The organism is Caulobacter sp. LjRoot300, assembly GCF_964253875.1.
GTDB lineage: Bacteria > Pseudomonadota > Alphaproteobacteria > Caulobacterales > Caulobacteraceae > Caulobacter.
Genome location: NZ_CAXUSA020000003.1, coordinates 358684 through 383706 on the forward strand (window position 1 = coordinate 358684; position 25023 = coordinate 383706).

The 25023-nt window shown below is 69.3% G+C and carries 16 protein-coding genes and 1 pseudogene; 12 read left to right on the forward strand and 5 right to left on the reverse strand.

Annotated elements, in window-relative coordinates:
• Positions 1-59 precede the first annotated feature (59 nt).
• The 9 genes from ACSQ2G_RS11830 (at position 60) to ACSQ2G_RS11870 (ending at position 16270) form a co-directional block, all read left to right on the forward strand.
• Positions 60-2915 carry a hypothetical protein gene (locus ACSQ2G_RS11830; RefSeq protein WP_436031054.1) on the forward strand — a complete coding sequence of 952 codons (2856 nt, stop codon included), beginning with the start codon at positions 60-62 and terminating at the stop codon, positions 2913-2915.
• Between the two features lie 88 nt (positions 2916-3003).
• On the forward strand, positions 3004-3675 hold the full coding sequence (locus ACSQ2G_RS11835) for a hypothetical protein (RefSeq protein ID WP_310079221.1): 672 nt from the start codon (positions 3004-3006) through the stop codon (positions 3673-3675).
• Positions 3676-3690: 15 nt separating this feature from the next.
• The gene (locus tag ACSQ2G_RS11840) at positions 3691-4080 is read left to right on the forward strand and encodes a hypothetical protein (RefSeq protein WP_436031056.1); all 390 of its coding nucleotides are present in this window, start codon (positions 3691-3693) and stop codon (positions 4078-4080) included.
• Between the two features lie 142 nt (positions 4081-4222).
• Positions 4223-4732, forward strand: coding sequence for a single-stranded DNA-binding protein (ssb, locus tag ACSQ2G_RS11845; protein ID WP_310079219.1), 510 nt, complete (start codon positions 4223-4225; stop codon positions 4730-4732).
• A 366-nt stretch (positions 4733-5098) separates the two neighbouring features.
• Positions 5099-8047, forward strand: coding sequence for a PAS domain-containing protein (locus ACSQ2G_RS11850; RefSeq protein WP_436031058.1), 2949 nt, complete (start codon positions 5099-5101; stop codon positions 8045-8047).
• Positions 8047-9678, forward strand: a complete 1632-nt coding sequence (locus ACSQ2G_RS11855) for a response regulator (RefSeq protein WP_436031059.1) — start codon at positions 8047-8049, stop codon at positions 9676-9678. The genes ACSQ2G_RS11850 and ACSQ2G_RS11855 overlap by 1 nt, the downstream gene beginning before the upstream one ends.
• Before the next feature lie 674 nt (positions 9679-10352).
• Positions 10353-13166, forward strand: coding sequence for a TonB-dependent receptor (locus tag ACSQ2G_RS11860; protein ID WP_436031061.1), 2814 nt, complete (start codon positions 10353-10355; stop codon positions 13164-13166).
• A gap of 72 nt (positions 13167-13238) precedes the next feature.
• The gene (locus tag ACSQ2G_RS11865) at positions 13239-14831 is read left to right on the forward strand and encodes an alkaline phosphatase D family protein (protein WP_436031063.1); all 1593 of its coding nucleotides are present in this window, start codon (positions 13239-13241) and stop codon (positions 14829-14831) included.
• A 371-nt stretch (positions 14832-15202) separates the two neighbouring features.
• Complete coding sequence (locus ACSQ2G_RS11870; protein WP_436031065.1) at positions 15203-16270, forward strand: fatty acid desaturase family protein; 1068 nt, start codon at positions 15203-15205, stop codon at positions 16268-16270.
• A 195-nt stretch (positions 16271-16465) separates the two neighbouring features.
• Here ACSQ2G_RS11870 and ACSQ2G_RS11875 read toward each other — a convergent pair whose 3' ends face one another.
• The 3 genes from ACSQ2G_RS11875 to bioF are packed head-to-tail and all read right to left on the reverse strand — an operon-like array spanning position 16466 to position 19208.
• On the reverse strand, positions 16466-17383 hold the full coding sequence (locus tag ACSQ2G_RS11875; protein WP_436031067.1) for a Gfo/Idh/MocA family protein: 918 nt from the start codon (positions 17381-17383) through the stop codon (positions 16466-16468).
• Positions 17380-18054 carry a dethiobiotin synthase gene (bioD, locus tag ACSQ2G_RS11880; RefSeq protein WP_436031069.1) on the reverse strand — a complete coding sequence of 225 codons (675 nt, stop codon included), beginning with the start codon at positions 18052-18054 and terminating at the stop codon, positions 17380-17382. The genes ACSQ2G_RS11875 and bioD overlap by 4 nt, the downstream gene beginning before the upstream one ends.
• Entirely contained in the window at positions 18054-19208 is a 1155-nt protein-coding gene (bioF, locus tag ACSQ2G_RS11885; protein WP_436031071.1) for an 8-amino-7-oxononanoate synthase, read from the reverse strand. The genes bioD and bioF overlap by 1 nt, the downstream gene beginning before the upstream one ends.
• 74 nt (positions 19209-19282) lie before the next feature.
• Between bioF and ACSQ2G_RS11890 the strand changes: the two genes are divergently transcribed.
• Both ACSQ2G_RS11890 and ACSQ2G_RS11895 read left to right on the forward strand, forming a co-directional pair.
• Entirely contained in the window at positions 19283-20575 is a 1293-nt protein-coding gene (locus ACSQ2G_RS11890; RefSeq protein WP_436031073.1) for an adenosylmethionine--8-amino-7-oxononanoate transaminase, read from the forward strand.
• A gap of 13 nt (positions 20576-20588) precedes the next feature.
• The gene (locus ACSQ2G_RS11895) at positions 20589-21485 is read left to right on the forward strand and encodes a DMT family transporter (protein WP_404979859.1); all 897 of its coding nucleotides are present in this window, start codon (positions 20589-20591) and stop codon (positions 21483-21485) included.
• Here the strand turns inward: ACSQ2G_RS11895 and ACSQ2G_RS11900 are convergent.
• Both ACSQ2G_RS11900 and sodC read right to left on the reverse strand, forming a co-directional pair.
• Positions 21483-21602, reverse strand: a pseudogene (locus tag ACSQ2G_RS11900) (hypothetical protein); the annotation flags it as partial. The gene ACSQ2G_RS11895 and the pseudogene ACSQ2G_RS11900 sit on opposite strands and share 3 nt — an antisense overlap.
• Positions 21603-22127: a superoxide dismutase[Cu-Zn] gene (gene sodC / locus ACSQ2G_RS11905; protein ID WP_436031074.1), complete on the reverse strand. Its 525-nt coding sequence runs from the start codon at positions 22125-22127 to the stop codon at positions 21603-21605.
• 111 nt (positions 22128-22238) lie between these two features.
• Between sodC and gyrA the strand changes: the two genes are divergently transcribed.
• Complete coding sequence (gene gyrA, locus ACSQ2G_RS11910) at positions 22239-25022, forward strand: DNA gyrase subunit A (protein ID WP_436031076.1); 2784 nt, start codon at positions 22239-22241, stop codon at positions 25020-25022.
• The last annotated feature ends 1 nt before the right edge of the window (position 25023 follow it).

Here is a 25023-nt window from a genome sequence, read left to right on the forward strand (position 1 = left end):
TCAGCGTTCATCGCCGATAAACGACTCAAGGGGCGTATTGCGTCCCGGTGGGACTCGCTGTGATCACTTTCGATTCCAGTCTGCTGCTCGGCTACTACCAGGCCAAGACCGCTGGCTTGGCCGCGAACGCGACCGCGTCGACCAGCGGCGTCTCGTCCTCGTCCTCGTCCTCGTCTTCCTCAACCACCAAGACGGTGCCCAGCGCGCCCTGGACCGGCGTGGCCACCGAGCCCAGCGACCTGGTCAAGGCCGCCCTGAACGGCCGCAAGTTCGTCGACGAGGGCGCGGCCGTCGCCGCCGCCCCGACCATCTCCGGCGACTACAAGAAGCTGTTCGCCGCCTACCAGGCGCTCAACACCCTGTCGGCCATCGCCAACCGGTCGGACGAAAAAGGGGTCACCGACAGCGAGATCAAGCGGCTGCAGACGGTGTTCAGCAAGGGGCTGAACGAGGTCAACAGCTACGTCCAGAACCTCAGCACCGACGGCATGCGCCTGACGACCGGCGCGGTCATGACCAGCGACAAGTCGACGGTCGGCGTGCCCAAGAGCAATTACACCTACGTCACCAACAAGATCTACAGCGGCCAGATCGACGATGAGGTCCCCACGTTCAAGGGCGCCGTCAGCTTCACGATGAACATCAAGAAGTTCGGCGTCGCCACCGACGTGACCATGGACCTGTCCGAAATGGGCGCGACGAAGCGGACGATGGCCAACGTCGTCAGTTTCTTCAACGACAAGTTGGCCGCCGCCGGTTTCGACACCCAGTTCGCGGTCTCGCGCACCGTGGGGGCCGAGCGCACCACCACAGTCAACGGCCAGACCGTCAAGTTGCCGGCCACGGGCGACGATTTCGCCTTGCAGGTGAAGGGCGACCTGACCGAGACCCTGACCTTCTCGGCCCCGGCCCCGAAGCCGGCGGTCTACATCACCACGGCGGCCGGCAATCCTGATCCGGACAAGAACACCTCCACCGACGACGCGGTGATCGAGAACACCCTGACCAAGTACGGGCCTGGCGCGGGCGTCACGCCGGGGACCAAGGTGTTCTCCGATACGCTGGAAGGCACGGTCAGCACCGTCCACAAGACCATGACCGGGCCCGACGGCTCGCTCTATGTGCTGGCCGACGTCGATGGCGCGACCAGCAGCCAGACCATCAAGGGCGACCAGGACGTCGCCCTGCTGAAATACGACTCGTCCGGCAAGCTGCTCTACGCCCGCACCCTGGGGGCTTCGAACACCGCCACCGGCTACAACATGGCCATTTCCGACGACGGCCAGGTGGCGATCGCCGGCTCGGTGGCCGGCGGGCTTTCCGGGGCCACGAACGGCCCGATCAATTCCGACCCGGCCGGCACGCTGACCGACAGCTTCGTCACGCTCTACGACGCCAAGGGTGACGAGACCTGGACGGTCCGCCGCGGCGGCATGCTTGAGGACGCGGCCACGGCCGTGGCCTTCGGCGACGACGGCGTGGTCTATGTGGGCGGCCGCGCCAAGTCCGACATCCCCGGCTCGGCCACCGGCGCCACGGCGGGAGGCTACGACAGCTACCTGACCGGTTTCGCCACCGACATCTCGGGCACGCCCAAGGCGTTGTTCACCACCCATTTCGGCAGCGAGAACGACGACACGGTCACCGGCATCGTCGTCGACGGCGGCAAGGTGGTGGTCGCCAGCAAGGAAGGCAGCGAGGCCATGCTTCGCAGCTTCGACGTCGCCACCAGCGTCGTGACCGAGAACCGCACCTATCTGAACGACAAGGAAGTCTGGGTCACCGCGCCGGTCACCTACACCAAGGCGGCGACGTTCACCGCGGGCGCGACCCGCGACCTGGGCACGCTGAAGGGCGGCAACATCGCCGGCCTGACGATCGACAACGGCCAGCTCTACATCGGCGGCTCGACCACGAATGGGGCGCTGGACGTCAACAACAAGACCAAGGCCGCGTCGGGTGGTTCCGACGGCTTCGTGGCGCGCCTGTCCCTGGACCTGACCGACAAGAGCCAGGACACCCTGGCCTATTACGGCGGGACGGGCGACGACACGGTCACCGGCATAGCCGTCTCCAACGGCCAGGCCTGGCTGGTGGGCTCGGCCGGCAAGAACCTGGCGGGCCTGCCGACCGTCGGCGACAAGGACGGCTATGTCGCCCAGATCGACGTCGCCACTGGCGCGGCGACCTGGGAGCAGCGGCTGACCGGCAAGGACGGCTACGCCACGGCGACCTCGATCGCGGTCGACGCCTCCGGCTCCAGCGCGCTGGACCTTTTCGGCATCCCGCGCGGCAAGATGGACTTCACCCAGACCGACAAGATCGTCTCGGCGACCTCGGCTCGGGCCGGCGACACCTTCCAGGTCCGCACGCGAGCGCGCGGAACCCTGACCACGATCAAGATCGCCGCCAACGACACGCTCGACACCCTGGCCGACAAGATCCGCAAGGCCACCGGCTATGCGGCCAAGGTCGAGTTCAGCAGCGTCGGCAACAATCGCACCCTGCGGATCAGCCCCTCCCAGACCACCTCGACCGTCGAGATCCTGCCCGGCAAGGGCGGCACCGACGTGCTGGAGTCGCTGGGGTTGAAGCCGGGCGTCGTGCGCAACACCAAGATCGACCACGGTCAGACCGTCTCGGCCGACGGCAAGGGCCCGATCTACGGCTTCTCGCTGGACACCGGCCTGGACCTCACCGACGACGTCAGCCGCAAGGCCGCCGTGGCCGCCATGACCAAGGCCCTGTCGGCGGTGCGCACCGCCTACCGCGAGATGGCCGACACCGCCAACGGCGTGAAGCGGGCCGACGCGACCGCCTCGTCCGGCCATGTCGACGGCCCGGTCCCGGCCTATCTGACCAACCAGATCGCCAACTACCAGGCCGCTCTGAACCGCCTGACCGGGGGCGGCTAGGGCGCGTCAACGCCATCCTTCGAAGGTCTCCCGAGCCTTCTGCGCGCCTGGACTTGAAAGCGTCATCGGCGCGTCGTAGCCAGGGATCATGGAACTTCTCAAAGATCGACGCGTGTTGCTGGCCGGCGGCGCCGCCCTGGCCCTGGTCGCGGGCCTCGGCATCGCCCTGGCCCTGATGCACGGCGCCAAGCCGCCGACCGAGGACCCGCCGGCCTCGCGCTCGGGCCTGATCGTCGAGACGGGAAGAGCCGACGACACCAAGCTTGACGCCAACCGTCCGCTGCGCTGCTTCGTCGGCGGCCAGTTCGTCGGCGAGACCACCCTGGCCGAGTGCGCCAAGAAGAACGGCGTGGCGACCGGCGCCCTGGACGTCGGCGTCGACGAGACCGGGGCCCTGGCCGCCGCCGACCAGGCTGGCCTGGTGCTGACGCCGCTGCCGCCGCCCGCCGAGGCGCCGACCGTGTCCGCTCCCGCCGCGCCCGCCGCCATCTCGCCCCCGGCCGTGTCCAGCACGCCGCTGGCCGTCTGCTGGCGCTACGCGGGCGGCGAGTGGCGCAAGCTGCCCGGCGAGATCACCGTCAACGCCTGCGCCCAGCAGATCTCCAGCGGCAAGTGCGAGAAGGCCGGCGGGGCCACCTACGGCCGCTGGGGCGACGAGACCATCCGCCTGGTGCCGGGCAAGGTCGAATCCTCGTCCGACAACCGCACCTTCCATCCGATCATCGACCTGGGGCCCAACTGTTCGGTCCCGTCGGCCTAGAGAGAGCTCAAGACCATGCGCCTTCCCGTCGTCGCCCTCTCGCTCGTCGCCGCGACCGCCGCCCTCGGCCTGACCGGTTGCGAGAAACAGACCAAGGCTCCGTTCCAGGCCGGCGTCTGCCTGCATGTGATCGAGCAGAAGGACGGCACGCTGAAGTTCAACCCGGTGGCCCAGAACGTGCCCAGCCTGGAACTCTGCGCGGCCGAACTGGAGGGCATGCGCCTGCGCTTCGCGCGCCTGGGCAGTCCCAGCCGCGAAATGACCGGCGCCTACCAGGGCAAGTTCATCTTCCTGCAGAAGGAAGGCATCTATCTGGGCGACACCTACGAGGGGGCCCGCTTCATGTCGCTGGTGCGCACCGGCGACGGCCGCCTGGCGGTGCCGGGGGCGATGCCGGCCCAGTAGGGCCGCCTTCAAACCCGGGGATAACCGCCTCGGTCCACAGGAACGTTACGAGAACAAAGCTTGCGTTCTGACTTAAGAACCCGTTAACGTCCGCCCCAGATGCCGGCGCGTTGGTCGCCGGGCGTGAAAAGGAATCTTCCCCATGGCGGGCAGCGTCAACAAGGTCATTCTGGTCGGCAACCTGGGGGCCGATCCCGAGATCCGCACCCTCAGCTCGGGCGACCGCGTCGCCAACCTGCGCCTGGCCACCTCGGAAAGCTGGCGCGACCGCACCTCGGGCGAGCGCAAGGAAAAGACCGAATGGCACCGGGTGGTGATCTTCAACGACAACCTGGTGAAGGTGGCCGAAAGCTATCTGCGCAAGGGCTCGACGGTCTATATCGAGGGCGCGATCCAGACCCGCAAATGGGCCGACGCCTCGGGCGTCGAGAAGTATTCGACCGAGATCGTGCTGCAGAAGTTCCGCGGTGAACTGACCATGTTGGGCGGCCGCGGCGACAACGCCGGCGCCTCGTCGGGCGGCGGCTATGACGAAGGCTACGCCGGCGGCGGCGGTGGCGGCGGCAACTTCGGCGGCGGCGCCCCGCGCAGCCAGCCCAGCGGCCCGCGCGAGAGCTTCTCGGCCGACCTGGACGACGAAATTCCGTTCTGACCAGGACCTGGGACAAAAATGTAAATAAGCGGCCATTCCTCCCGGAATTGGCCGCTTTTTATTGCATCTGCCCAATTCCAATCCGTCGAACTAGCGTGGGTAAGACCCAGCGACATAGATCGTCGCGCTTGACCCATCTGGCTGCCTGGTCGCTGGATTGCGCAAGGACAACCGGCCTCTTGACCTCCACCAGGAGGGCTTTCCGAGGCTTGGCGGTTGGCGTGCAAGCCTCGACCCATGTCGGCCATTTGAGGACGGGACCGACTCCATCAATATCTGGAGCTGTAATATCCCTCCCAATCACCACCAATGCGCGTAAGCTTGGTCGTGGCGCGCCGATGATCGAAACGGCGGAGAGCGGGGAGCATGAGCCAGACCCATACCGAACTGCCCTTGCCTCGGGCCGCGGCGATCGCCCTGGCCGCCGTCGCGCTCACGGGCGGCGCCCTGCTGGCGATCGGCCCTGGCGACTATCCGGACCTGCACACCATTCTGGACACCAGCCTGGCCCTGCTGCTGGGCGTGGTGGCGCTGCTGCTCTGGGACATGGGGCAGCACGCGGGGACGTCGTTTCCGAAATGGCTCGCCATCACCTTCGCCGCCACCTTCGTGCTGGCGGTCATTCACGTGCTGGTGACGGTCGAGTGGTCGGGTTCGCTGGCGGTGATCGCGCGGTCGAAGGCCGTCCTGCGTCCCGCCACCTGGCCGCCGGCCACCCACCTGTTGCCGATCGGCGTCGGCTGGGCGCTGTGGCGCCTGCGGCGCGGCGTCACCGGCCGGTTGGCCCGATACGCCCTGGTCATCACAGCCCTGGGCGCGGGGCTGTTCGTCGCCTTTCAGCACCTGCCGACCTATCTGCCGCCCGGCCTGCTGGGCGTCACCCGCCCGGCCCTCGTCCTGGCGCCGTTGCTGTGGGCGGGCGTCGGCGTGGCGGCCTGGCGGCTGCGGGCCCTCGACCGCCTGGCCGGGTCGCTCGCCTGGATGGCCGGGACGCTGGTCGCCGCCAATGTCGTGATGCTCTATTCGCGCGCGCCGGCCGACGGACCGGCGATGGTCGCCCACCTGGCCCGGGCTGGCGGTTTACTGGTCCTGCTGCTCTCGGCCATACAGGTGGCCTCGCGCGACATATTGGAGCGCATCGGCGCCGAGACGGCGTTGTCGCGGCTCAACGCCGAACTGGACCAGCGCGTGGTCGAGCGAACGGCGCAGCTCGAAGCGGCGAACGCCACCCTGGAAGAGGAGATGCGGGCGCGCCGGCAGAGCCAGCGGTTGCTCGACGCCATCATCGAGAGCTCGCCGGCCGTCATCTACGTCAAGGACCTCGAGGGCCGCTACCTGATGGTCAACCGCCGCTATGCCGACATCTTCCATATCGACCGCGATGCGATGATCGGCAGCACGGACCATGACATCTTCTCCAAGGACGTCGCCGACGCCTTCCGGGCCATGGACGTACGCGTCGCCGCCGCCGACCTGCCGCTCACCGAGGAGGAGGAGGCCCCGCACGACGACGGCCCGCACGCCTATATTTCGGTGAAGTCTCCGCTGCGGGATGAGGCGGGCCAGGCCTATGCGGTGTTCGGCATCTCGACCGACATCACCGAGCGCAAGCGGGCGGAAACCCGGCTCCGCACGCAATTCGAGCGCCTGAGCCTGCTGGACGAGATCACCCGCGCCATTGGCCAGCGGCAGGATATCCAGAGCATCTTCCAGGTCGTCGTGCGCAGCGTCGAGGACCAGCTGCCGGCCGACTTCGCCTGCCTGTGCCTCTATGACGACGTCGAGCGGGCGCTCACGGTCGCCGCCGTCGGGGTCAACAGCCAGGCCCTGGCGTTCGAACTGGCCATGCCCGTGCGGGCGCGCGTCGACATCGACCAGAACGGCCTTTCGCAATGCGTCAGCGGCCGCCTGGTCTATGAGCCGGACATCGCCGAGGTGCATTTTCCCTTTCCGCAGCGGCTCGCGGGCGGCGGCCTCCGCTCGATGGTCTGCGCGCCGCTGCAGATCGAGAGCAAGGTGTTCGGCGTGCTGGTGGTGGCCCGGTTCCAGCCCGAAGCCTTCGTCAGCGGCGAATGCGAGTTCCTCCGCCAGCTGAGCGAGCATGTCGCCCTGGCGGCGCACCAGGCCCAGCTGCATGGCGCGCTGCAGGCGGCCTATGACGACCTTCGCCAGTCCCAGCAGGCGATCCTGCAGCAGGAGCGGTTGAAGGCCCTGGGTCAGATGGCCAGCGGCATCGCCCACGACATCAACAACGCGCTGTCGCCGGTCGCGCTCTACACCGAGTCCATGCTGGAGACCGAAACGGGGCTCAGCCCGAACGGCCGCGGGCGGCTGGAGATCATCCGGCGAGCCGTCGAGGACGTGTCGCAGACCATCGCGCGCATGAAGGAGTTCTACCGCCAGCGCGAACCGCAGCTGGCCCTGGCCGCGGTGACGCTGAACGACCTGGTGCAGCAGGTGGTCGACCTGACCCGGGCGCGGTGGAGCGACATGGCCATGGAGCGCGGCGTGGTCATCGAGGTCCGGGTCGAGCAGGCCGTCGACCTGCCGGCGGTGCTCGGCGTCGAAAGCGAGATCCGCGAGGCCTTGATCAATCTGGTGCTGAACGCCGTCGACGCCATTCCGGACGGCGGCCTGCTGACGTTGCGCACCCGGCTGGCCGGCGACGCCGTCGCGGTCGAGGTCCAGGACAACGGCGTGGGCATGGACGAGGAGACGCGCCGGCGCTGCCTGGAGCCCTTCTTCACCACCAAGGGCGAACGCGGGACCGGGCTTGGCCTGGCCATGGTCTATGGCGTGGTCCAGCGCCACGGCGCGGAGATGGACATTCGCCCGGCCCCTGGCGGCGGCACTCTGGTCAGCTTGAGCTTCCCCGTTCCAGCCCACGTGTCGACCCCGGCCGACGAGGCGGTCGCGCCGGTCCTGCCCAGCCGGCTGCGCCTGCTGCTGATCGACGACGACCCGGTGCTGCTCAAGGCGCTGGGCGACACCTTGGAGGCCGACGGCCACCACCTGACGATCGCCAATGACGGCCAGGCCGGCATCGACGCCTTCAGCGCCGCCCACCATCGCGGCGAAGCGTTCGCCGCCGTGATCACCGACCTGGGCATGCCCTATATCGACGGTCGCAAGGTGGCGGCGGCGGTCAAGGCGCTGTCGCCGTCCATGCCGGTGCTGTTGCTCACCGGCTGGGGCCAGGGCCTGGCGGCCGACGCGGAGATCTCGCCGCATGTCGATCGGATCCTCAGCAAGCCGCCCAAGCTGCGCGAACTGCGCGCGGCCCTGGCGCAACATTGTCCGGCGGGGGAAGGTTGATGGAAGGCGGCGGCGCGGAAATGACGGGCATGGCCGGTTCGCGGCGGCCTCGGATACTGATCGTCGACGACGAGCCGGCGATCGTCGAGGCGCTGCGCGACACCCTCAGCGATCGCGGCTACGACCCCGTCGGGTTCACCGACGGGACGGCGGCCCTGGCGGGCCTGGAGGCCGGCCGGTTCGACCTGCTGCTCGCCGACCTGTCGATGCCGCGGATCGGCGGGGTCGACCTGTTGCGCGAGGCCCAGCGGCGTGACCCGGACCTCGTCGGGGTGATCATGACCGGCGACGGCACGATCGCCACGGCCGTCGAGGCGATGAAGACCGGCGCGCTCGACTACATTCTCAAGCCGTTGAAGATGAGCGTCATCCTGCCGGTCCTGGCGCGGGCCCTGACCGTGCGCCGGCTGCGAACCGAGAACGCGGCGCTGGAACGCAGCGTGCGCGAACGCACCGCCCAGCTCGAAGCGGCGCTGCGCGACCTCGAAGCCCAGACCGCCGAGCGGCTGCGGGCCGAACAGGCGCTGATGCAGGCCCAGAAGCTCGAGGCGGTCGGGCGGCTGACCGGCGGCGTCGCCCACAACTTCAACAACCTGCTGATGGCCATCGACGGGGCGTTGCAGTTGCTCGACAAGCGGCTGGACCCCGAGCATGTCGGCCGCAAATACGTCGACTGCGCCCGGCAGGCGACCGAGCGGGGCGCCAAGGTCACGGGCGAGCTCCTGGCCTTTTCACGCACCCAGCGGTTCGATCTGCGGCCGACGGAGATAGGCGGCGCGCTCCGGGCGGGCCAGTCGATCTTCGCCCAGGCCGCCGGTCCCACGGTCCGGTTCAACCTCGACCTGGGCGACGACGACATCTGGGCCATGACCGATCCGGACCAGCTCGAACTGGCCGTCGTCAACCTTGCGATCAATGCGCGTGACGCCTTGCCAGACGGCGGGGACATCACCTTGGGCCTGACCGTCGAGGACGCCGTCGCGCCGACCGTGGCGGTCTGGCTGCGCGACACCGGGACCGGCATGTCAAGCGAGGTCGCCGCCCGGGCCCTGGAGCCGTTCTTCACCACCAAGGAACGGGGCAAGGGGACCGGCCTGGGCCTGGCCCAGGTCTACGGATTCGCCCGTCAATGCGGCGGCGAGGTGAGGATCGACAGCGCGCCGGGGCTGGGCACGACGGTCACCATGGTGTTGCCGCGCACGGCGGCGCCGGCCGTCCTGGATGCGCCGCCCAAGGCCGCCGCGTCCAGGATCCTGGAAGGCGGGGCGGAGGGCGTCCGGCTGCTGGTGGTGGACGATGACGACGCCGTGCGCCAGATCCTGGTCGACGGCCTGCGCCTGGAGGGCTTCGAGGTGGCCGAGGCCGCGGACGGCGAGACCGGCCTCCAGGCGCTGCGACGCGACCCGCCCGACGCCCTGGTGGTGGACTACGCCATGCCCGGCATGAACGGGGCGGAGGTCGCCAAGCAGGCGCGGGTTCTGCGACCCGGCCTGCCGGTGGTGTTCTGCAGCGGTTACGCCGACACCCTGGCCCTGGACGACATCGAGGACGCCCCCCTGGTTCGCAAACCGGTCGTGGTCTCGGCGCTTGGACGCATGGTGGTCGATCTGATCGCGCGGCAGGGCGGATGATCGCGCGATCTCTGGATCGCGCCGGATCTTTTCGCCGGCTAGCCGCAAATCGCAAAGGCCGGAAGTCGCGATCATGTCACGCTGTGACATGGCCGAGGGAAAGCGCGTCAGCCCCACTTCGGGGCGGGCAGGGTGGTGAACGAACCGCGGCCTAGCCTCTCGCGGGCAAGCTGTGGCACGTTGCGTCTATGAAGGTCGGTTAGCGTCCGCGAGGGCGCCGGAGCGGTCATCCGCCCTCATGGTTTCGTGGCCCGGGGAGAGCTTTGGCGTTCCGCTTCGCGGGAGTTCTCGCCAGCCGCTGAATGTCGCCATTCTGGAGGCGATCCAAGGGCCCTTATCTGGCGCATTTGAGCTCTCCTCTTGCGAGTAGCGCGCTTGTCGGCGCCGGCGGGGGTGCGGCTTGGCCGCCTTCCTGCCGCGAGAACAACTTTCGGCGCTCGCTGACGCGTTCCGGTTCACAACCGATGGCGATGTCATCAAGTTGTGATCAAGCCGTGGTCTTCCGGCCCATGTTCTGGGTTGGGCGGGCGCGTGGAAGACAGTCGCGAAGCGATCATCGATTGGGTCGCGCTGCATATTCTACCGCACGAAGCCTATGTCCGCGCTTAATGTTCTTTGGTCGCAACAATAGTCTGCTTTTCGGCTCGGTCGCTGCAGCGGTGCTTGCGCTTCCGATGGTCGCGCAGGCCGAGGCCCGACGGTTCGACGTCCCCGCCCAGGCCGCCGCCACGGCCATTCCCCAGTTCGCCCGCCAGGCCGGGTTTCAGATTCTCGTCGATGAGGCGCTGACGCGCGGCGTCCGCACCAGCGCTGTGACCGGCGCGATGGACTCCCGCGCGGCGCTGGCCCTGCTGCTCGACGGGACGGGCCTGAGGGTCGCCTCCCAGGACGGCACTGTGGTGACCTTGGCGGCGATCGGCGGGCGATTTCCCGCCGAGACCACCCACGAAGACTCCGTCGCGGTCGACGCCATCGTCGTCACCGGCACCGCGCTCCAGAACCAGCAGGCCATCGCCACCCGCCGAAATTCGCTGACCGTCGTCGACGCCCTGGCGCAGGACGACACCGGCGACCTGGCCGATCAATCCCTGGCCGAGGCCCTCAGCCGCGTGCCCGGCGTCAGCACCATGCAGGTGCTCTACGGCGAGCAGGAGAGCCAATATGTGGCGGTGCGCGGCATCACGCCCGACCTCAACTACGTCTCGGTCGACGGCATCGGCATGATCTCGGTCGCCAACCAGGGCGCCGGCCAGCGTCGGGTGGACCTGGCGTTGATCCCCAGTCAGGCGGCCCGCAAGACCGAGATCTACAAGACCTTCACCGCCGACCAGGACGCCGGCGCGATCGGCGGGATCATCAACATCGTGCCCTACAGCGCCTTTGGCCTGGGCAAGGACAAATTCTACATCGACACCTTCGTCAGCTACGTCACCGACAACGACGTGCCCGGTGGCAACAGCCTGGGCGGCTACAAGGACTCGCCCTGGAGCGGCGGGATCAAGAGCCTGTGGACCCACCGGTTCGGTTCGGACCAGCAATTTGGCCTGGTGCTCAGCGGCGCCTACCAGCAGCGCTCGTACGACGACGTGAAGCGCAATCCCAACGCCCGGACCTACTACACGTCCACCGGCGCGGCCACGACGCCCGACAACCCCAACTGGAACGGCTTCGATCCCGCGCCCCAGGCCCTGGTCGACTACGAGTTCACCAGCTTCATCAAGACCTATGGCGGCTCGGCCACCTTCGAGTTCCAGCCTTCGTCGCGCTGGTACAGTTCGCTGATGGTGTACGACTACAAGCAGACCGAGGACCAGACCAACAACGTCTTCACGCTGCGGGGCTTCACCGGTCTGACCAACCAGACCCAGCACACCGGCACGCTGAAGATCCCCGACGTCCGCACCGCGTTCAACTACGATCGCTTCGAGAACGAGGCCAAGGGCGCGATCTTCAAGACCCGCTACGACCTCGACGAGTCCACCAACGTCGAGTTCCGCGCCGGCTACAACGCCAACACCTTTTACGATCTGGAATGGGCCAACGCCTACCAGTACAAGCCCGCCGCTCTGTCGGTGAACTACGACATGTCCGGCGAGTCAGTGAAGTTCGACCTGGTCGGGACCGAGGGCCTGACGACAGCCGGCAACTACGCTCTGCTCACGGCTGGCGACACCCTGACCAAGGCCAAGGGCGAGGCCGCCGAGGCCAGGCTGGACTTCACGCGCAACTTCGCAGCCGACACCCGCGGCCTTGGCTTCAAGGCGGGCGTCGGCGTCCGCGACTTCGATGTTCGCCGCGACCTGGATCAGACCGTCTACACGCCGGGCAAGTCCGGCCTGGCGGGCTATGACTATCTGCCGGACGGCTACATCCCTTGGATGTGGAACTATCCGGTGCTGTGGATCAACTACGCCAAGTTCCGCCAGGACGTCCTGCCGGGACTGGCCGTCAACAAGGCCTCGTCGGCCAGCGCCTCGGCTGCCTCGGACTACCGGTACGCCGAGACCATCGGCTACGGCTACGTATCGGGCCTCTACGCGCTGGAGAAGACCCGCTTCATCGCCGGCCTGCGCCTGGACCTCGCCGACTACTCGGCCGAGGTGCCGCGCGCCGTCGGGGGCGTCTACCAGCCTGGGACCCAGCGCTACGAGGGCGACTACAGGCACCTGCTGCCGTCGCTCAACGTGGTTCACGACTTCAGCGAGACCCTCCGCCTGAAGGGCGGCTACAGTCGCACCCTGGGGCGCCCAGCGCCCGAGGACATCGCCCAGGCCGAGTCGCGCAACGACCTCAACCTGACGATCTCGCGCGGCAATCCCGACCTCAAGCCGCGCCGCTCCGACAACTTCGACCTGACGCTGGAGCACTACTTCAACGGCTCCAACGGCCTGGCCAGCATCGGCGCGTTCTATAAGGGGATCAAGGACGACATCTACGCCCTGAAGGACGAGCAGTTGGTCGACGGCGTCCAGTACGTGGTCAGCACCCCGATGAACGCCAACAAGTCCAAGATGCGCGGCGTCGAGGCCCAATATATCAACAACGCCATCCCGGGCTTGCCGGGGTTCCTGAAGGACAAGATCGGGATCGCCCTGAACGCCACGCGCACCTGGGGCGACATGGACTACATCGTCGACGGCAAGGTGCTGCACATCGACCGCCTGCTTTACCAACGCAACTGGATGGCCAACGCGGCGGTGTTCTACAAGCTGCCCCGAGATGGGGAGGCCCGGGTCGGCTATAATTGGGGCGACGCCTATTACGACGGCATCGGCGCCAATCCGTGGCTGAACCGCGGTCCCGAAGCCCGAGGCCAGATGGACGCCACCCTTCGCTACCGCGTCGCCGGCGATTGGATCGTCAAGCTGCAGGCCAAGAACGTCCTCAACGAGGATCTCTATCTTGGCTACGACCAGAACCTCAAAGAGCGCCGCGCCGAGATGAAGAAGGGCCGCTCCTTCTTCCTCAACGTCATCTATCGGCCCTGATCACGCTTCCGACCGCCATCTCGCGCGGGCCGAACAGCGATCCGGCCCGCGCCTTCTCTCAGGACGCCTCCCATGACGATTGAACGCCGCACGCTCATCACGGCCATGGGTGGCCTGACTATGTTCGCCGGACTGACCGGATCGCGGACCTGGGCCCAGACCATGGCGAGCAAGAGCCTGGGCGCCTATCCGTTCACGCTTGGGGTGGCGTCGGGCGATCCCGCCCCGGACGGGTTCGTGATCTGGACTCGACTGGCGACCAGGCCCCTCGAGCACGGCGGCGGCATGCCGATGCGCGCCGTGCCCGTGGGCTGGGAAGTGGCCGAGGACGAGGGCTTCACGCGCATCGTGGCGTCCGGGAGCGAACTGGCGCGGCCGGAGCTGGGGCACTCGGTCCATGTCGAGGTGGGTGGGCTCAAGCCCGCCGCGCGCTACTGGTATCGGTTCTCCGCCGCCGGCGAGATGAGCGGGGTGGGCACGGTACGATCGGCCCCGGCCGCCGGCGCGCGAACCGACCGCCTGCGCCTGGGCGTGGCAGGCTGCCAGCACTACGAGGCCGGGCTTTTCACGGCCTACCGCCATCTGAGCCAGGAGCCCGACCTGGACGCCATCTTCCACTATGGCGACTACATCTACGAGGGCGCGGCGGGGAAGACCTGCCCGGCGACCGGGGTTGGCCCCGATCGCCGCAAGACTTGCTTGCGCGAGCATGTCGGCGACGAGATCTACACGCTGGACGACTATCGCCGCCGCTACGCCCAGTACAAGACCGATCCCGACCTGCAGGCGGCCCACGCCTCGGCGGCGTTCCTGTCGTCGTTCGACGACCACGAGGTCGACAACAACTGGGCCGGCGACGACGACCAGGACGCCACGCCCAGGGAGCTGTTCCGCCTGCGCCGGTTCGCGGCCATGCAGGCCTGGTACGAGAACATGCCGGTCCGTCGCGCCCAGTTTCCGGCCGCGGGCCTTCTGCGCATGCACCGGCGCATCGACTACGGCGATCTGGTCCGGGTCCATGTGCTGGACACACGTCAATATCGCAGCGGCCAGATCTGCGGCGCGGAAGCAAACGATCGCTGCCTGCCGATCGCCGATCCGTCCCGTCCCTCGATCATCGGCCCGGCGCAACAGGCCTGGCTCGAGGAAGGGCTGGGCAATGGCATGCGCTGGAACCTGCTGGCCCAGCAGGTGATGGTCATACCGCTGCTCTATCCCCCGTCGCGCGGCGCCGGCCGCACCAACCTCGACAGCTGGAGCGGCTATCCCGCCAGCCGCGAGCGACTGGTGCGCGCCATCCAGGACCGCAAGCTGACCAACGTGGTGATCGCCACCGGCGACGTCCACCAGCATCATGCGGGGGTCGTGCCGGCGCGCGACGACGCCTGGGACGGTCCCGCCGTGGCCACCGAGTTCGTGTCGTCATCCATCAGTTCGGGCGGCGACGGGGTGGTCCTGGCCGACAGCTGGAAAGACGTGCCCGCCGAGAATCCGCATTGCCGGCTCTTCGACGCGCGGCGCGGCTACCAGATCTTCGATATCGGTCGCGACAACTGGCGCACGGACGTCCGGGTGGTCGATCGCGTGACGACACCCGGCGGCGCCCTCTCGACGGCGGCGCGCTTTGTCGTGGAGCAGGGAAGGCCGGCCCTGGGCGTTGCCTGAGTCGATTAGCATGAAGGCCAAACGACGCGTCCGCGGCGATCGGCTTGCCACTCCAGCGGGAAGAGCCGAGCCACGCCCTCCCTGACGCTGATTCATCTGGCCTTGGTAGCGGCCCGAACGGTTGGGCGAGCGCGGACCGCGCGGCAGTGGATGGCGCGCTCAGGCGGGCGGTGGCGTGATCGGCCCATGCGATTTGGGCCCTATCAGACGGCCAAGCGCGCGGGTCTGCGACAATGGCCGGCGTTTCGACGCCGGCCATTTTGCGTTAGAGGCTTTGAGCGATTTTCGTCCGTTCACCGCCGCGTGCATTGAATTTCGGAGGTCGGGGCGCCAAGTCGGGGCGCTGAAGTTGGCGTGGGCGCGAGGACGACGTGGGATCATCCCCGAAAGACGAGGCCGGCCTGGTCCGCCAGGCGCACAGCCTGACGGCGGACCTGACGACGCCCAACCGCGGCGTCTACTGGCTCGACCTTCTGCTGACGGCGGCGGCGGCCTGGGGCGGCCTGGCCCTGGCGGCCACCACCCACGGCCTGGCCATCGGGCTGGTCGCCGGCCTGGTCGGCCTGCTGGCCCTCTATCGCGGCCTCAGCTTCATCCACGAGATCAGCCATCTTCGCCCCAAGGACGTGCCGGGCTTCCGCCTGGGCTGGAACCTGCTGATCGGCGTGCCGCTGATGACTCCGTCGATGATGTACGAGGGCGTGCACAACCTGCACCACGCCAAGGACCGCTTCGGCACCGCCCGCGACCCGGAATACCTGCCGCTGGGCCGCTATTCGCCGTTCAAGCTGGCGCTGTTCGCGGCGATCTCGCTGTTGGCCCCGCTGGGCGTGATCCTGCGCTCGGGGATCCTGATCCCGCTGTCGTTCGTGGTCCCGGCCGTTCGCCGGCTGGTCCGCACCAAGCTGTCGGCCCTGGTGATCAATCCCGACTTCGTGCGCGAGGACAACGACAAGACCCGGCCCGACTGGCTGGCCCAGGAGGTGGGCTGCTGGCTGTGGTGCTGGGGCGTCGCGGCGCTGGCCGTCACCGGCGTCGTGCCGGTGCGCGTGGTCCTGACCTGGTTCGCGCTGTTCTCGCTGGCCACCTTCATCAACCAGCTGCGCACGCTCGTCGCCCACTATTGGGAGAACGACGGCGAGCGGATGAGCTTCGAGGACCAGTTCCTCGACTCGGTCAACGTGCCGCCGCCGGCCCTGCTGCCGTTCCTGTGGGCGCCGGTCGGCCTGCGCTACCACGCCCTGCACCACCTGCTGCCACGCCTGCCGTACCATAACCTGGGCAAGGCCCACGCCCGACTGTCGGCCCAGCTGGCGGCGACTTCACCCTACCATCGGGTCGAGGAGAAGGGCCTGTTCCTGGCGCTGGGCAAGCTGTTCCGCCGCGCGGGCGCGACGCCGGCGGTCGAGACCGACGCGGTCGAACGCCAGAGCGCTTGACCGGGGACGGATGCCGACCGGCTGCGCTGATCAGCGCCGCGCTTCATCGACCCTGACCTCCGAGGTTGTTATCCCGGAAGCGCGCAGCGCTGTCCGGGACCCAGGTGAACCGCAAAGCCTTCGCCCAGTCCCCTGGGTCCCGGACAGCCTCTGCGAGGCTTCCGGGATGACAACGGGAAGAACGGTGAGGTCGTTCTACGCGCCGAGCGCCGCGACCACCGTCTCGCACAGCCGGTGGGTCTCCAGCGCGTCCAGCGCCGAGAGCCGGCGGCCGTCGCGCACCGCGCTCAGGAACGTTTCGCACATCGCCTCGAAACCGCGCTGGCGGCCGACCGAGGTCCAGTTTCCGCGCCGGGTCACGGCTTCGGTCGCACCCTGGTCGATGACCTGGTCGATGTCGACGATCTTGCGCTTGAGCCCCTCGCCGGAGACCTCCAGCGTCTCCTCGCTGGCCCCGCTGACCCGGTTCATGATCCCGACCGCGTCGCGCCCGCCGCCCGACAGCGACAGCATCACATGCTCCAGCCGCCCATCGGTCGTCCGGCCGCGCACCTGGGCCTGATCCGCGCCGGGCGCCAGGAACCTCAGGGTGTCGACCACGTGGATGTAGTCGTCGAACACCGCCCGGCGCACGTCGTCCAGAGGCCCGGGGCGGTTCTTCTGCATCACCACCAGCGGCAGGTTCAGGGCGGCGGCGTCGCGATAGGCCGGGGCGAAGCGACGGTTGAAGCCAACCATCAGCGACACGCCGCGCGCCTCGGCCAGATCGACCAGGGCCGCGCTGTCGGCGGCGGTGTCGGCGATCGGCTTGTCGACCAGGGTCGGCACGCCGGCCTCCAGCAGGCGGCGCACGATGTCCGGGTGGGCCGCGGTGGCCGCGTGGACGAAGGCTCCGTCCAGGCCCTGGGCCAGGGCGGCGTCGAGGTCAGCGTGCAGTCGATCCACGCGCCAGGCCGCGCCCAGTCCGGCCAGGGCCGCGGCGTTGCGGGTGACGAAGGTCAGTTCGATGTCCGGACGCGAGCCCAGCACGGGGAGGTAGGCCTTCCGGGCGATGTCGCCCAGGCCGATCATGGCGATGCGAAGGGGGGCGATGCGGAGAGGGGCTGGGGTCATGGTGTTCTCGGACGGGCCAGCAGGTGCTCGGCCAGGGCGGCGGCGTCCCAGGCCTGGGCCCGGGGCGCGAGGAACAGCGGCGCGCCGGCCAGGAACGGCGACAGCGCCTGGGCGGTCTGGTCGAGGTCGGGGGCGTCGAGGCTCTCGCTGATCACCACGGCGGCGACCTCGGCCTTGGCGGCGCGCAGGGCCACGAGGGCGGTCAGGACGTGGCTGATGGTGCCCAGGTAGGAGCCGGCCACCAGCAGCGCCGGCGCGCCCAGGGCGGTGATCATGTCGAGATTGGTCTCGCCGTCGGTCAAGGGCGACATCACCCCGCCGGCCCCCTCGACCAGCAGAAGGCCGTCGCGGAGCCCGGCGGCGCGGGCCACCGCGTCGATGACCATGTCGTCCAGCCCCAGGGTCTGCCCCTCCAGCCGGGCGGCGATGTTGGGCGACAGCGGGGCCCGGTAGCGGCGCGGGGCGATGCGGAACATGCCGCCCGGATCGCCCAGGGCGGCGGCCAGACGGACCGGGTCGCTGGCGGCCGCGTCCTTGGGATCAAAGCCGCTGACCACCGGCTTGAAGGCGTCGACGACGGCGCCGCGAGCCTTCAGGGCGCGGATCAGCGCGCAGCTGACATAGGTCTTGCCGACGTCAGTCCCCGTGCCGGTGACGAACAGGGCCGGCATCAGGCGCGCGCCTTGACATAGGGCTTCACCAACTGCGCCAGACGGGCGATCTCGGCGTCGGGGTGCTCGGCGCTGAAGGCGATGCGCAGGCGGGCCGCCCCGGCGGCGACGGTGGGCGGGCGAATGGCCACGACCAGGAATCCCTCGGCCTCCAGGGCGCGCGAGGCGTCCAGGGCGTCCTGGGCCTCGCCGATGATCACCGGCACGATCGGGCTGGCGGCGGGCGGCAGGCCCACGGCCTTGGTGAAGGCCCGGGCCTTGGCCAGGGGCAGGGCGGTCAGGGCCGGGTCGGCCTCGACGATGTCGAGCGCGGCCAGGGCGGCGGCCGCGGCGGCCGGCGGCAGGCCGGTGGTGTAGACCAGGGTGCGGGCCCGGGTCTTCAGCAGGTCGACCACGGCCCGCGAGCCGCAGACATAGCCGCCGTACGCGCCCAGAGCCTTGGACAGGGTGCCCATCTGGAACGGGATCTGGGCCTCGGGGAACAGGGCCGCCGAGCCGCGGCCGTCGGCCAGCACCCCCACGCCGTGGGCGTCGTCCGACAGCAGCCAGGCGTCGTTGGCCTCGCAGACCGCCGACAGCCAGTCCAGCGGCGCGATGTCGCCGTCCATCGAGAACACCCCGTCGGTGGCGACGATGGCGTGGCGGGCGCCGGCCCGGTGCTCGGCCAGCAGGGCGGCCAGGTGGTCGGTGTCGTTGTGGGCGAACGGGATGACCCGCGCGCCCGACAGCTGGGCCCCGGCCCAGATGCAGGCGTGAGCCAGCTCGTCGACCAGCACGATGTCGCCCTTGCCGGCGAAGGTGGGGATGAGGCCGGTGTTGGCCAGGTAGCCCGAGCCGAACACCGCGCAGGCCTCGGTCCCCTTCAGCCGCGCCAGGCGGGCCTCCAGTTCCGACAGCAGGGGCGTGTCGCCGGTCACCAGCCGCGAGGCGCCGGAGCCCGCGCCGTAGGTCTCGATCGCGGCCTGGGCGGCGGCCTTGACCGCCGGATGCTGCGACAGGCCCAGATAGTCGTTGCAGGAAAAGGACAGCAGCCTGCGGCCGTCGCGCTCGACGAAGGCGCCGGCGGTGCGCTGGGTGGGCTTGAGCCGGCGCATCAGGCTGGCGGCCTCAAGGCGCTGGATCTTGTCGGCGGCGTAGGTGTCCAGACTGTGCATGGCGGTTCCCGTTTGCCCCCCGGTGCGGGAGGGCATAGGCAGTGCGCCCCGCCGAAGCAACGAAGGATCGCGCCATGACCGTTGAAAGCCCAGACTGGCTCGCGGCCGGCGCTCCGCACGTCTGGCGGCCTTACTGCCAGATGAAGACCGCCCGCCCGCCGTTGCCGGTGGTGGCCACGCGCGGTTCGCGGCTGATTCTGGACGACGGGCGCGAGCTGGTCGACGGCCTGGCCTCGTGGTGGACCGCCTGCCACGGCTACAACCACCCGCACGTCGCCGCCGCGATCCGCGACCAGCTGGAGCGCATGCCGCACGTGATGTTCGGCGGCCTGGCCCACGAGCCGGCCTATCGCCTAGCCCGGCGCCTGGCTGACCTGCTGCCGGGCGAGCTGAACCACGCCTTCTTCGCCGAGTCCGGCTCGGTGTCGGTCGAGATCGCCATGAAGATGGCGCTGCAGTTCCACATCAATCGCGGCGTCGCCGGGCGGACGAAGTTCCTGTCGTTCCGGGGCGGCTATCACGGCGACACCCTGGCGACGATGACGGTCTGCGATCCGGACGAGGGCATGCACAGCCTGTTCTCGGGCGTGATGCCGGCCCAGGTGATCGCCGACCTGCCAGTGGACGCCGCGTCCGAGGCGGCGCTGGACGCCTTGCTGGCCCAGCGGGGCGGGGAGATCGCCGCCATCCTGACCGAACCCCTGGTCCAGGGCGCGGGCGGCATGCTGTTCCATGACCCCGCGGTCCTTCGGGTCCTGCGCCGCCTGGCCGACCGGCACGGCGTGCTGCTGATCTTCGACGAGATCTTCACCGGCTTCGGACGCACGGGCCCGCTGTTCGCCATGCAGGCGGCCGGCGTCGAGCCGGACATCGTCACCCTGTCCAAGGCCTTGACCGGCGGGACCCTGCCGCTGTCGGTCGCCGTGGCCTCGACCCGGGTGTTCGAGGCCTTCTGGTCGGACGACGCCGGGGCGGCCCTGATGCATGGCCCGACCTATATGGGCAACGCCCTGGCCTGCGCGGCGGCCAACGCCTCGCTGGACCTGTTCGAGGCCGGCGCCTGGCGGGCCGAGGTGGCGCGGGTCTCGGCGGCCCTGGCCGAGGGCCTGGAGCCGGTTCGCGCCGCGCCGGGCGTGGTCGACATCCGCGTGCTGGGCGCGATCGGGGTGGTGGAATTTGACGCGCCGGTGGCCGTCGGCGCCCTGTGCGACGCCTTCGCGGCCGAGGGGGCCTGGATCCGGCCGATGGGCAGGACCGTCTACCTGACCCCCGCCTTCACGACGCCCGACGCGGATCTCGCGATCCTGACGGCCGCGATCCGCAAGGTCGTGGGCGCCGGCGGGGTTGAAGGAAACGGCGGGGTCTGATCCAAGCGAGGCCATGTCGTCCAGCACGCCCCTCACGGCGATCGAGCGCCTGGCCATCGCGGCCATCATCCTGACCTGGGGCCTGAACAACGCCGCGGCCAAGGTGGCGACCGCCGAGTTGCCGCCGATGATGGTCGGGGCCCTGCGCTTCGCTCTGGCCCTGGCCTTCCTGGCGCCGTTTCTCAAGCCGCCGTTCCCGTGGTCCAAGCGCCTGGCGGCCATCTGCCTGCTGTCGGGACCGATCCACTTCGGGATCATCTACATCGCCTTCGGCCTGGCCAAGTCGCTGAGCCCGCTGGTGGTGGCCACCCAGCTGTGGATCCCGTTCACCGCCCTGTTCGCCTGGAAGATGCTGGGCGAGACCATGAAGCCGCTGGCCGTGGCGGGCCTAGTCGTGGCCTTCGTCGGCGTGGCCTGGATGAGCCTGGACCCGCACGGGGCGGCCGACCTGCCGGCCATCGCGCTGGGCGTGGTGGCCAGCGCCTGCTGGGCCCTGGCCACGGTGCTCGTCCGCCAGACCCCCGGCGCCAAGCCGCTGCAGGTCCAGGCCCTGACCGCCGTCGTCGCCGCGCCGGCGTTGCTGGCCATGTCGTTCGGCTTCGAGGACAATGTCGTCGAGCGGGTGCGGACGGCCGCGCCGATCGCCTGGGCCTGCGTGGCCTTCGCCGGCGTGGTCTCGACCATCGGGGCCAGCGCCCTGCTGTTCTGGCTGGTCCAGCGGCGCGAGGCGGGGCGGGTGACGCCCTATTTCCTGCTGACGCCGCTGGTGTCGTGCACGATCGGCGTGCTGTTCATGGGCGACGCCCTGTCGCCGCAGCTGGTCATCGGCGCGGCCGCGACCATGGGCGGCGTGGCCCTGGTGGCCCTGACGGCCAAGAAGGTCGTGCCGGCCGAGGGCGAGGCGACCTAGGCGCGGTGCGTCCTTCGAGGCCCGCTGCGCGGGCGCCTCAGGATGAGGAGCTTTGTTGCTGCTGAATTCCTCATCCTGAGGTGCGAGGCGAAGTCGAGCCTCGAAGGACGCAGGGCGCTACTTCACCACCCCGCAGGCCACCCGCGCCCCGGCTCCGCCGATCGGCTGGGTCTTGTAGTCGTCGGGGCTGGCGTGGACGACGATGGACGAGCCGTCGGCGTCGAGCAGGGCGGGGCGGCCGCCCGCGCCGTTCAGCGACACCAGGGGCGAGAACAGCTCGACCGTCGCCGAGCCGTCGGCCGCCGCGAACAGGTTGGGCAGGTCGCCGTTGTCGTTGCCGTCCGGGTTCAGCAGGCCGTGGACCACGGCGGTCGTGGTGTGGACGTGGGCGCCGGCCGACTTGAAGTCGGGCGCACCGCAATCGCCCTTCTCGTGGAAGTGCAGGCCGTGCCAGCCGGGCGTCAGGCCCTTGGCCTCGATGCGCAGCAGCACGCCGTGCGGCGCGTCGGTCAGGGTGGCGGTCCCCAGGGCCTTGCCGTCGGCGCCCTTCAGCTCGGCGGTGGCGGCCTGGGCGGTCGAGGCTTGGACGGCGGTCGCGGCGGCGATCAGGCCAAAGGACAGGGCGAGGGCGGTCAAACGCATCTGAAACTCCCGGAAAACCAAGGGTTGGGGCCGTGAAGGTGGCGTCTTGGCGAGGGGAATGCTAACTGTTTTTGACGGTTCCGTGTTCGATTCTGACGGCGAAAAATTCCCTTGAGCGACGATCAAAACACCATCCCCGGGTCTCCGGCCTCGCCGGCGTCCCGCGGGGACGTTACCCCCATCAATATCGAGGACGAGCTGCGCCGCTCCTATCTCGACTATGCGATGAGCGTGATCGTCAGCCGGGCGCTGCCGGACGCCCGCGACGGCCTCAAGCCCGTGCACCGCCGGGTGCTGTTCTCGATGCACGAGCAGGGCCAGACGCCCGAGCGGCCCTACGTCAAGTCGGCCCGCGTGGTCGGCGACGTGATGGGCAAGTACCACCCGCACGGCGACGCCTCGATCTACTTCACCCTGGTGCGGATGACCCAGTCGTTCTCGATGGGCCTGGTGCTGATCGACGGCCAGGGCAACTTCGGCTCGGTCGACGGCGATATGCCCGCGGCCATGCGCTACACCGAGTGCCGCATGGCTCCGCCGGCCATGTCGCTGCTGGCCGACCTGGACAAGGACACGGTCGACTTCCAGGACAACTACGACGGCAAGGAGCAGGAACCCGTCGTCCTGCCCTCGCGGATCCCCAACCTGCTGGTCAACGGCGCGGGCGGCATCGCCGTCGGCATGGCCACCAACATCCCGCCGCACAATCTGGGCGAGGTGATCGACGCCTGCCTGCTGGTGATCGACCAGCCGGACGTCACCACCGACCAGCTGCTGGACCTGGTGCCGGGTCCCGACTTCCCGACCGGCGGCGAGATCATCGGCCGGGCCGGCCCGCGCCAGGCGCTGCTGACCGGCCGCGGCTCGGTGGTCATGCGCGGCCTGGCCACGGTGGAAGAGATCCGCGCCGGCCGCGAGGCCATCGTCATCACGGCCATTCCCTACCAGGTGAACAAGTCCAACCTGGTCGAGTACATCGCCGAAATGGTCCGCGACAAGCGGATCGAGGGCATCTCCGACATCCGCGACGAGTCCAACCGCGACGGCATGCGCATCGTGGTCGAGCTGAAGCGCGACGCCTCGGGCGAGGTGATCCTGAACCAGCTCTACCGCTTCACGGCGCTGCAAAGCTCGTTCGGCGTCAACATGCTGGCCCTGAACCGCGGCCGCCCCGAGCAGATGGGCCTGCGCCAGCTGATCGAGCTGTTCGTCGCCTTCCGCGAGGAAGTGGTGGTCCGGCGGACCAAGTTCGAGCTGGGCAAGGCGCGCGACCGCGGCCATGTCCTGGTCGGCCTGACCATCGCCGTGGCCAATATCGACGAGTTCATCCACATCATCCGCTCGTCCAAGGACCCGACCGAGGCCCGCGAGCGGCTGGTGGCCAAGTCATGGCCGGCCGGCGACATGCTGCCCCTGGTCGAGCTGATCGCCGACCCGCGCACCGTGCAGGAAGAGGGCGGGCTGATCCGCCTGACCGACGAGCAGGCCCGCGCCATCCTGGCCCTGACCCTGTCGCGCCTGACGGGCCTCGGCCGCGACGAGATCGGCAACGAAGTCGCCACGCTGTCGGAAGCCATCAAGGGCTATCTCGACCTGCTGTCGGACCGCGCCAACATCATGGCCGTGGTCCGCGAGGAACTGGTCGAGGTGCGCGAGAAGTTCGCCATCCCGCGCCGCTGCCAGATCGTCGATGGCGACGCCGACATGGAAGACGAGGACCTGATCGTCCGCGAGGAGATGGTCATCACCGTCACCCTGGGCGGCTACGTCAAGCGCACGCCGCTGGCCGCCTACCGCACCCAGCACCGGGGCGGCAAGGGCAAGGCCGGCATGGCCACCAAGACCGAGGACGCCGTCACCCGCGTGTTCTCGGCCTCGACCCACGCCCCGCTGCTGTTCTTCACCTCGGGCGGCAAGGTCTACAAGATGAAGGTCTGGCGCCTGCCGCTGGGCGTCGCCAACAGCCGCGGCAAGGCCTTCGTCAACCTGCTGCCGATCGAGCCGGGCGAGACCATCACCTCGATCCTGGCCCTGCCGGAGGACGAGGCCACCTGGAACAGCCTGGACGTGATGTTCGCCACCCGCTCGGGCAGCGTGCGCCGCAACAAGCTGTCGGACTTCGTCGATGTCCGCCGCAACGGCAAGATCGCCATGAAACTTGACGAAGGCGACGGCATCGTCGGCGTCGCCGTCTGCGACGGCAGCAAGGACATCCTGCTCAACACCGCCTCGGGCCGCTGCATCCGCTTCTCGGCCGACGAGGTGCGGGTGTTCGCCAGCCGCGACTCCACCGGCGTGCGCGGCGTGCGCCTGGCCCAGGGCGACAGCGTCATCTCGATGGGCGTGCTGCGCAATGTCGACGCCACCCCGGCCGAGCGCGCCGCCTACCTCAAGCACCAGCGGGCCCTGGCCCGAGCCCTGGGCGAGGAAGGCGACGAGGCTCCCGCCGCGCCCGAGGAGGGCGAGGAAGAGGGCGGCGAGGCCAGCCTGACCCCCGAGCGCATCGCCGAGCTCGGCGCGGCCGAGGAGATCCTGCTGACCGTGTCGTCTGAAGGCTTTGGCAAGCGCACCAGCGCCTACGACTACCGCCGCACCGGCCGCGGCGGCCAGGGCCTGACCGCCCAGGACCTCAGCAAGCGCGGCGGCAAGCTGGTGGGCTCGTTCCCCGTCGAGGAGGGCGACCAGATCCTGCTGGTCACCGACGCAGGCCAGATGATCCGCGTGCCCGTCTCGCAAATTCGTGTTGCGGCGCGGAATACTCAAGGCGTAACCATCTTCCGCACCGCCGCCGACGAGCACGTCGTCAGCGTCGAGCGCCTCGCCGAAGCCGGTGGGGACGACACTAGCGGCGACGACAACACGGGCGACGAAAACGGGGCGGACGAGACCTCGTAAG

Bases quoted from the DNA above. Each gene is read 5' to 3' on its own strand.
- ACSQ2G_RS11835 (WP_310079221.1), top strand. From the start codon at position 3,004: ATGGAACTTCTCAAAGATCGACGCGTGTTGCTGGCCGGCGGCGCCGCC.
- ACSQ2G_RS11840 (WP_436031056.1), top strand. From the start codon at position 3,691: ATGCGCCTTCCCGTCGTCGCCCTCTCGCTCGTCGCCGCGACCGCCGCC.
- ssb (WP_310079219.1), top strand. From the start codon at position 4,223: ATGGCGGGCAGCGTCAACAAGGTCATTCTGGTCGGCAACCTGGGGGCC.
- ACSQ2G_RS11850 (WP_436031058.1), top strand. From the start codon at position 5,099: ATGAGCCAGACCCATACCGAACTGCCCTTGCCTCGGGCCGCGGCGATC.
- ACSQ2G_RS11855 (WP_436031059.1), top strand. From the start codon at position 8,047: ATGGAAGGCGGCGGCGCGGAAATGACGGGCATGGCCGGTTCGCGGCGG.
- ACSQ2G_RS11860 (WP_436031061.1), top strand. From the start codon at position 10,353: ATGGTCGCGCAGGCCGAGGCCCGACGGTTCGACGTCCCCGCCCAGGCC.
- ACSQ2G_RS11865 (WP_436031063.1), top strand. From the start codon at position 13,239: ATGACGATTGAACGCCGCACGCTCATCACGGCCATGGGTGGCCTGACT.
- ACSQ2G_RS11875 (WP_436031067.1), bottom strand. From the start codon at position 17,383: ATGACCCCAGCCCCTCTCCGCATCGCCCCCCTTCGCATCGCCATGATC.
- bioD (WP_436031069.1), bottom strand. From the start codon at position 18,054: ATGCCGGCCCTGTTCGTCACCGGCACGGGGACTGACGTCGGCAAGACC.
- bioF (WP_436031071.1), bottom strand. From the start codon at position 19,208: ATGCACAGTCTGGACACCTACGCCGCCGACAAGATCCAGCGCCTTGAG.
- ACSQ2G_RS11890 (WP_436031073.1), top strand. From the start codon at position 19,283: ATGACCGTTGAAAGCCCAGACTGGCTCGCGGCCGGCGCTCCGCACGTC.
- ACSQ2G_RS11895 (WP_404979859.1), top strand. From the start codon at position 20,589: ATGTCGTCCAGCACGCCCCTCACGGCGATCGAGCGCCTGGCCATCGCG.
- sodC (WP_436031074.1), bottom strand. From the start codon at position 22,127: ATGCGTTTGACCGCCCTCGCCCTGTCCTTTGGCCTGATCGCCGCCGCG.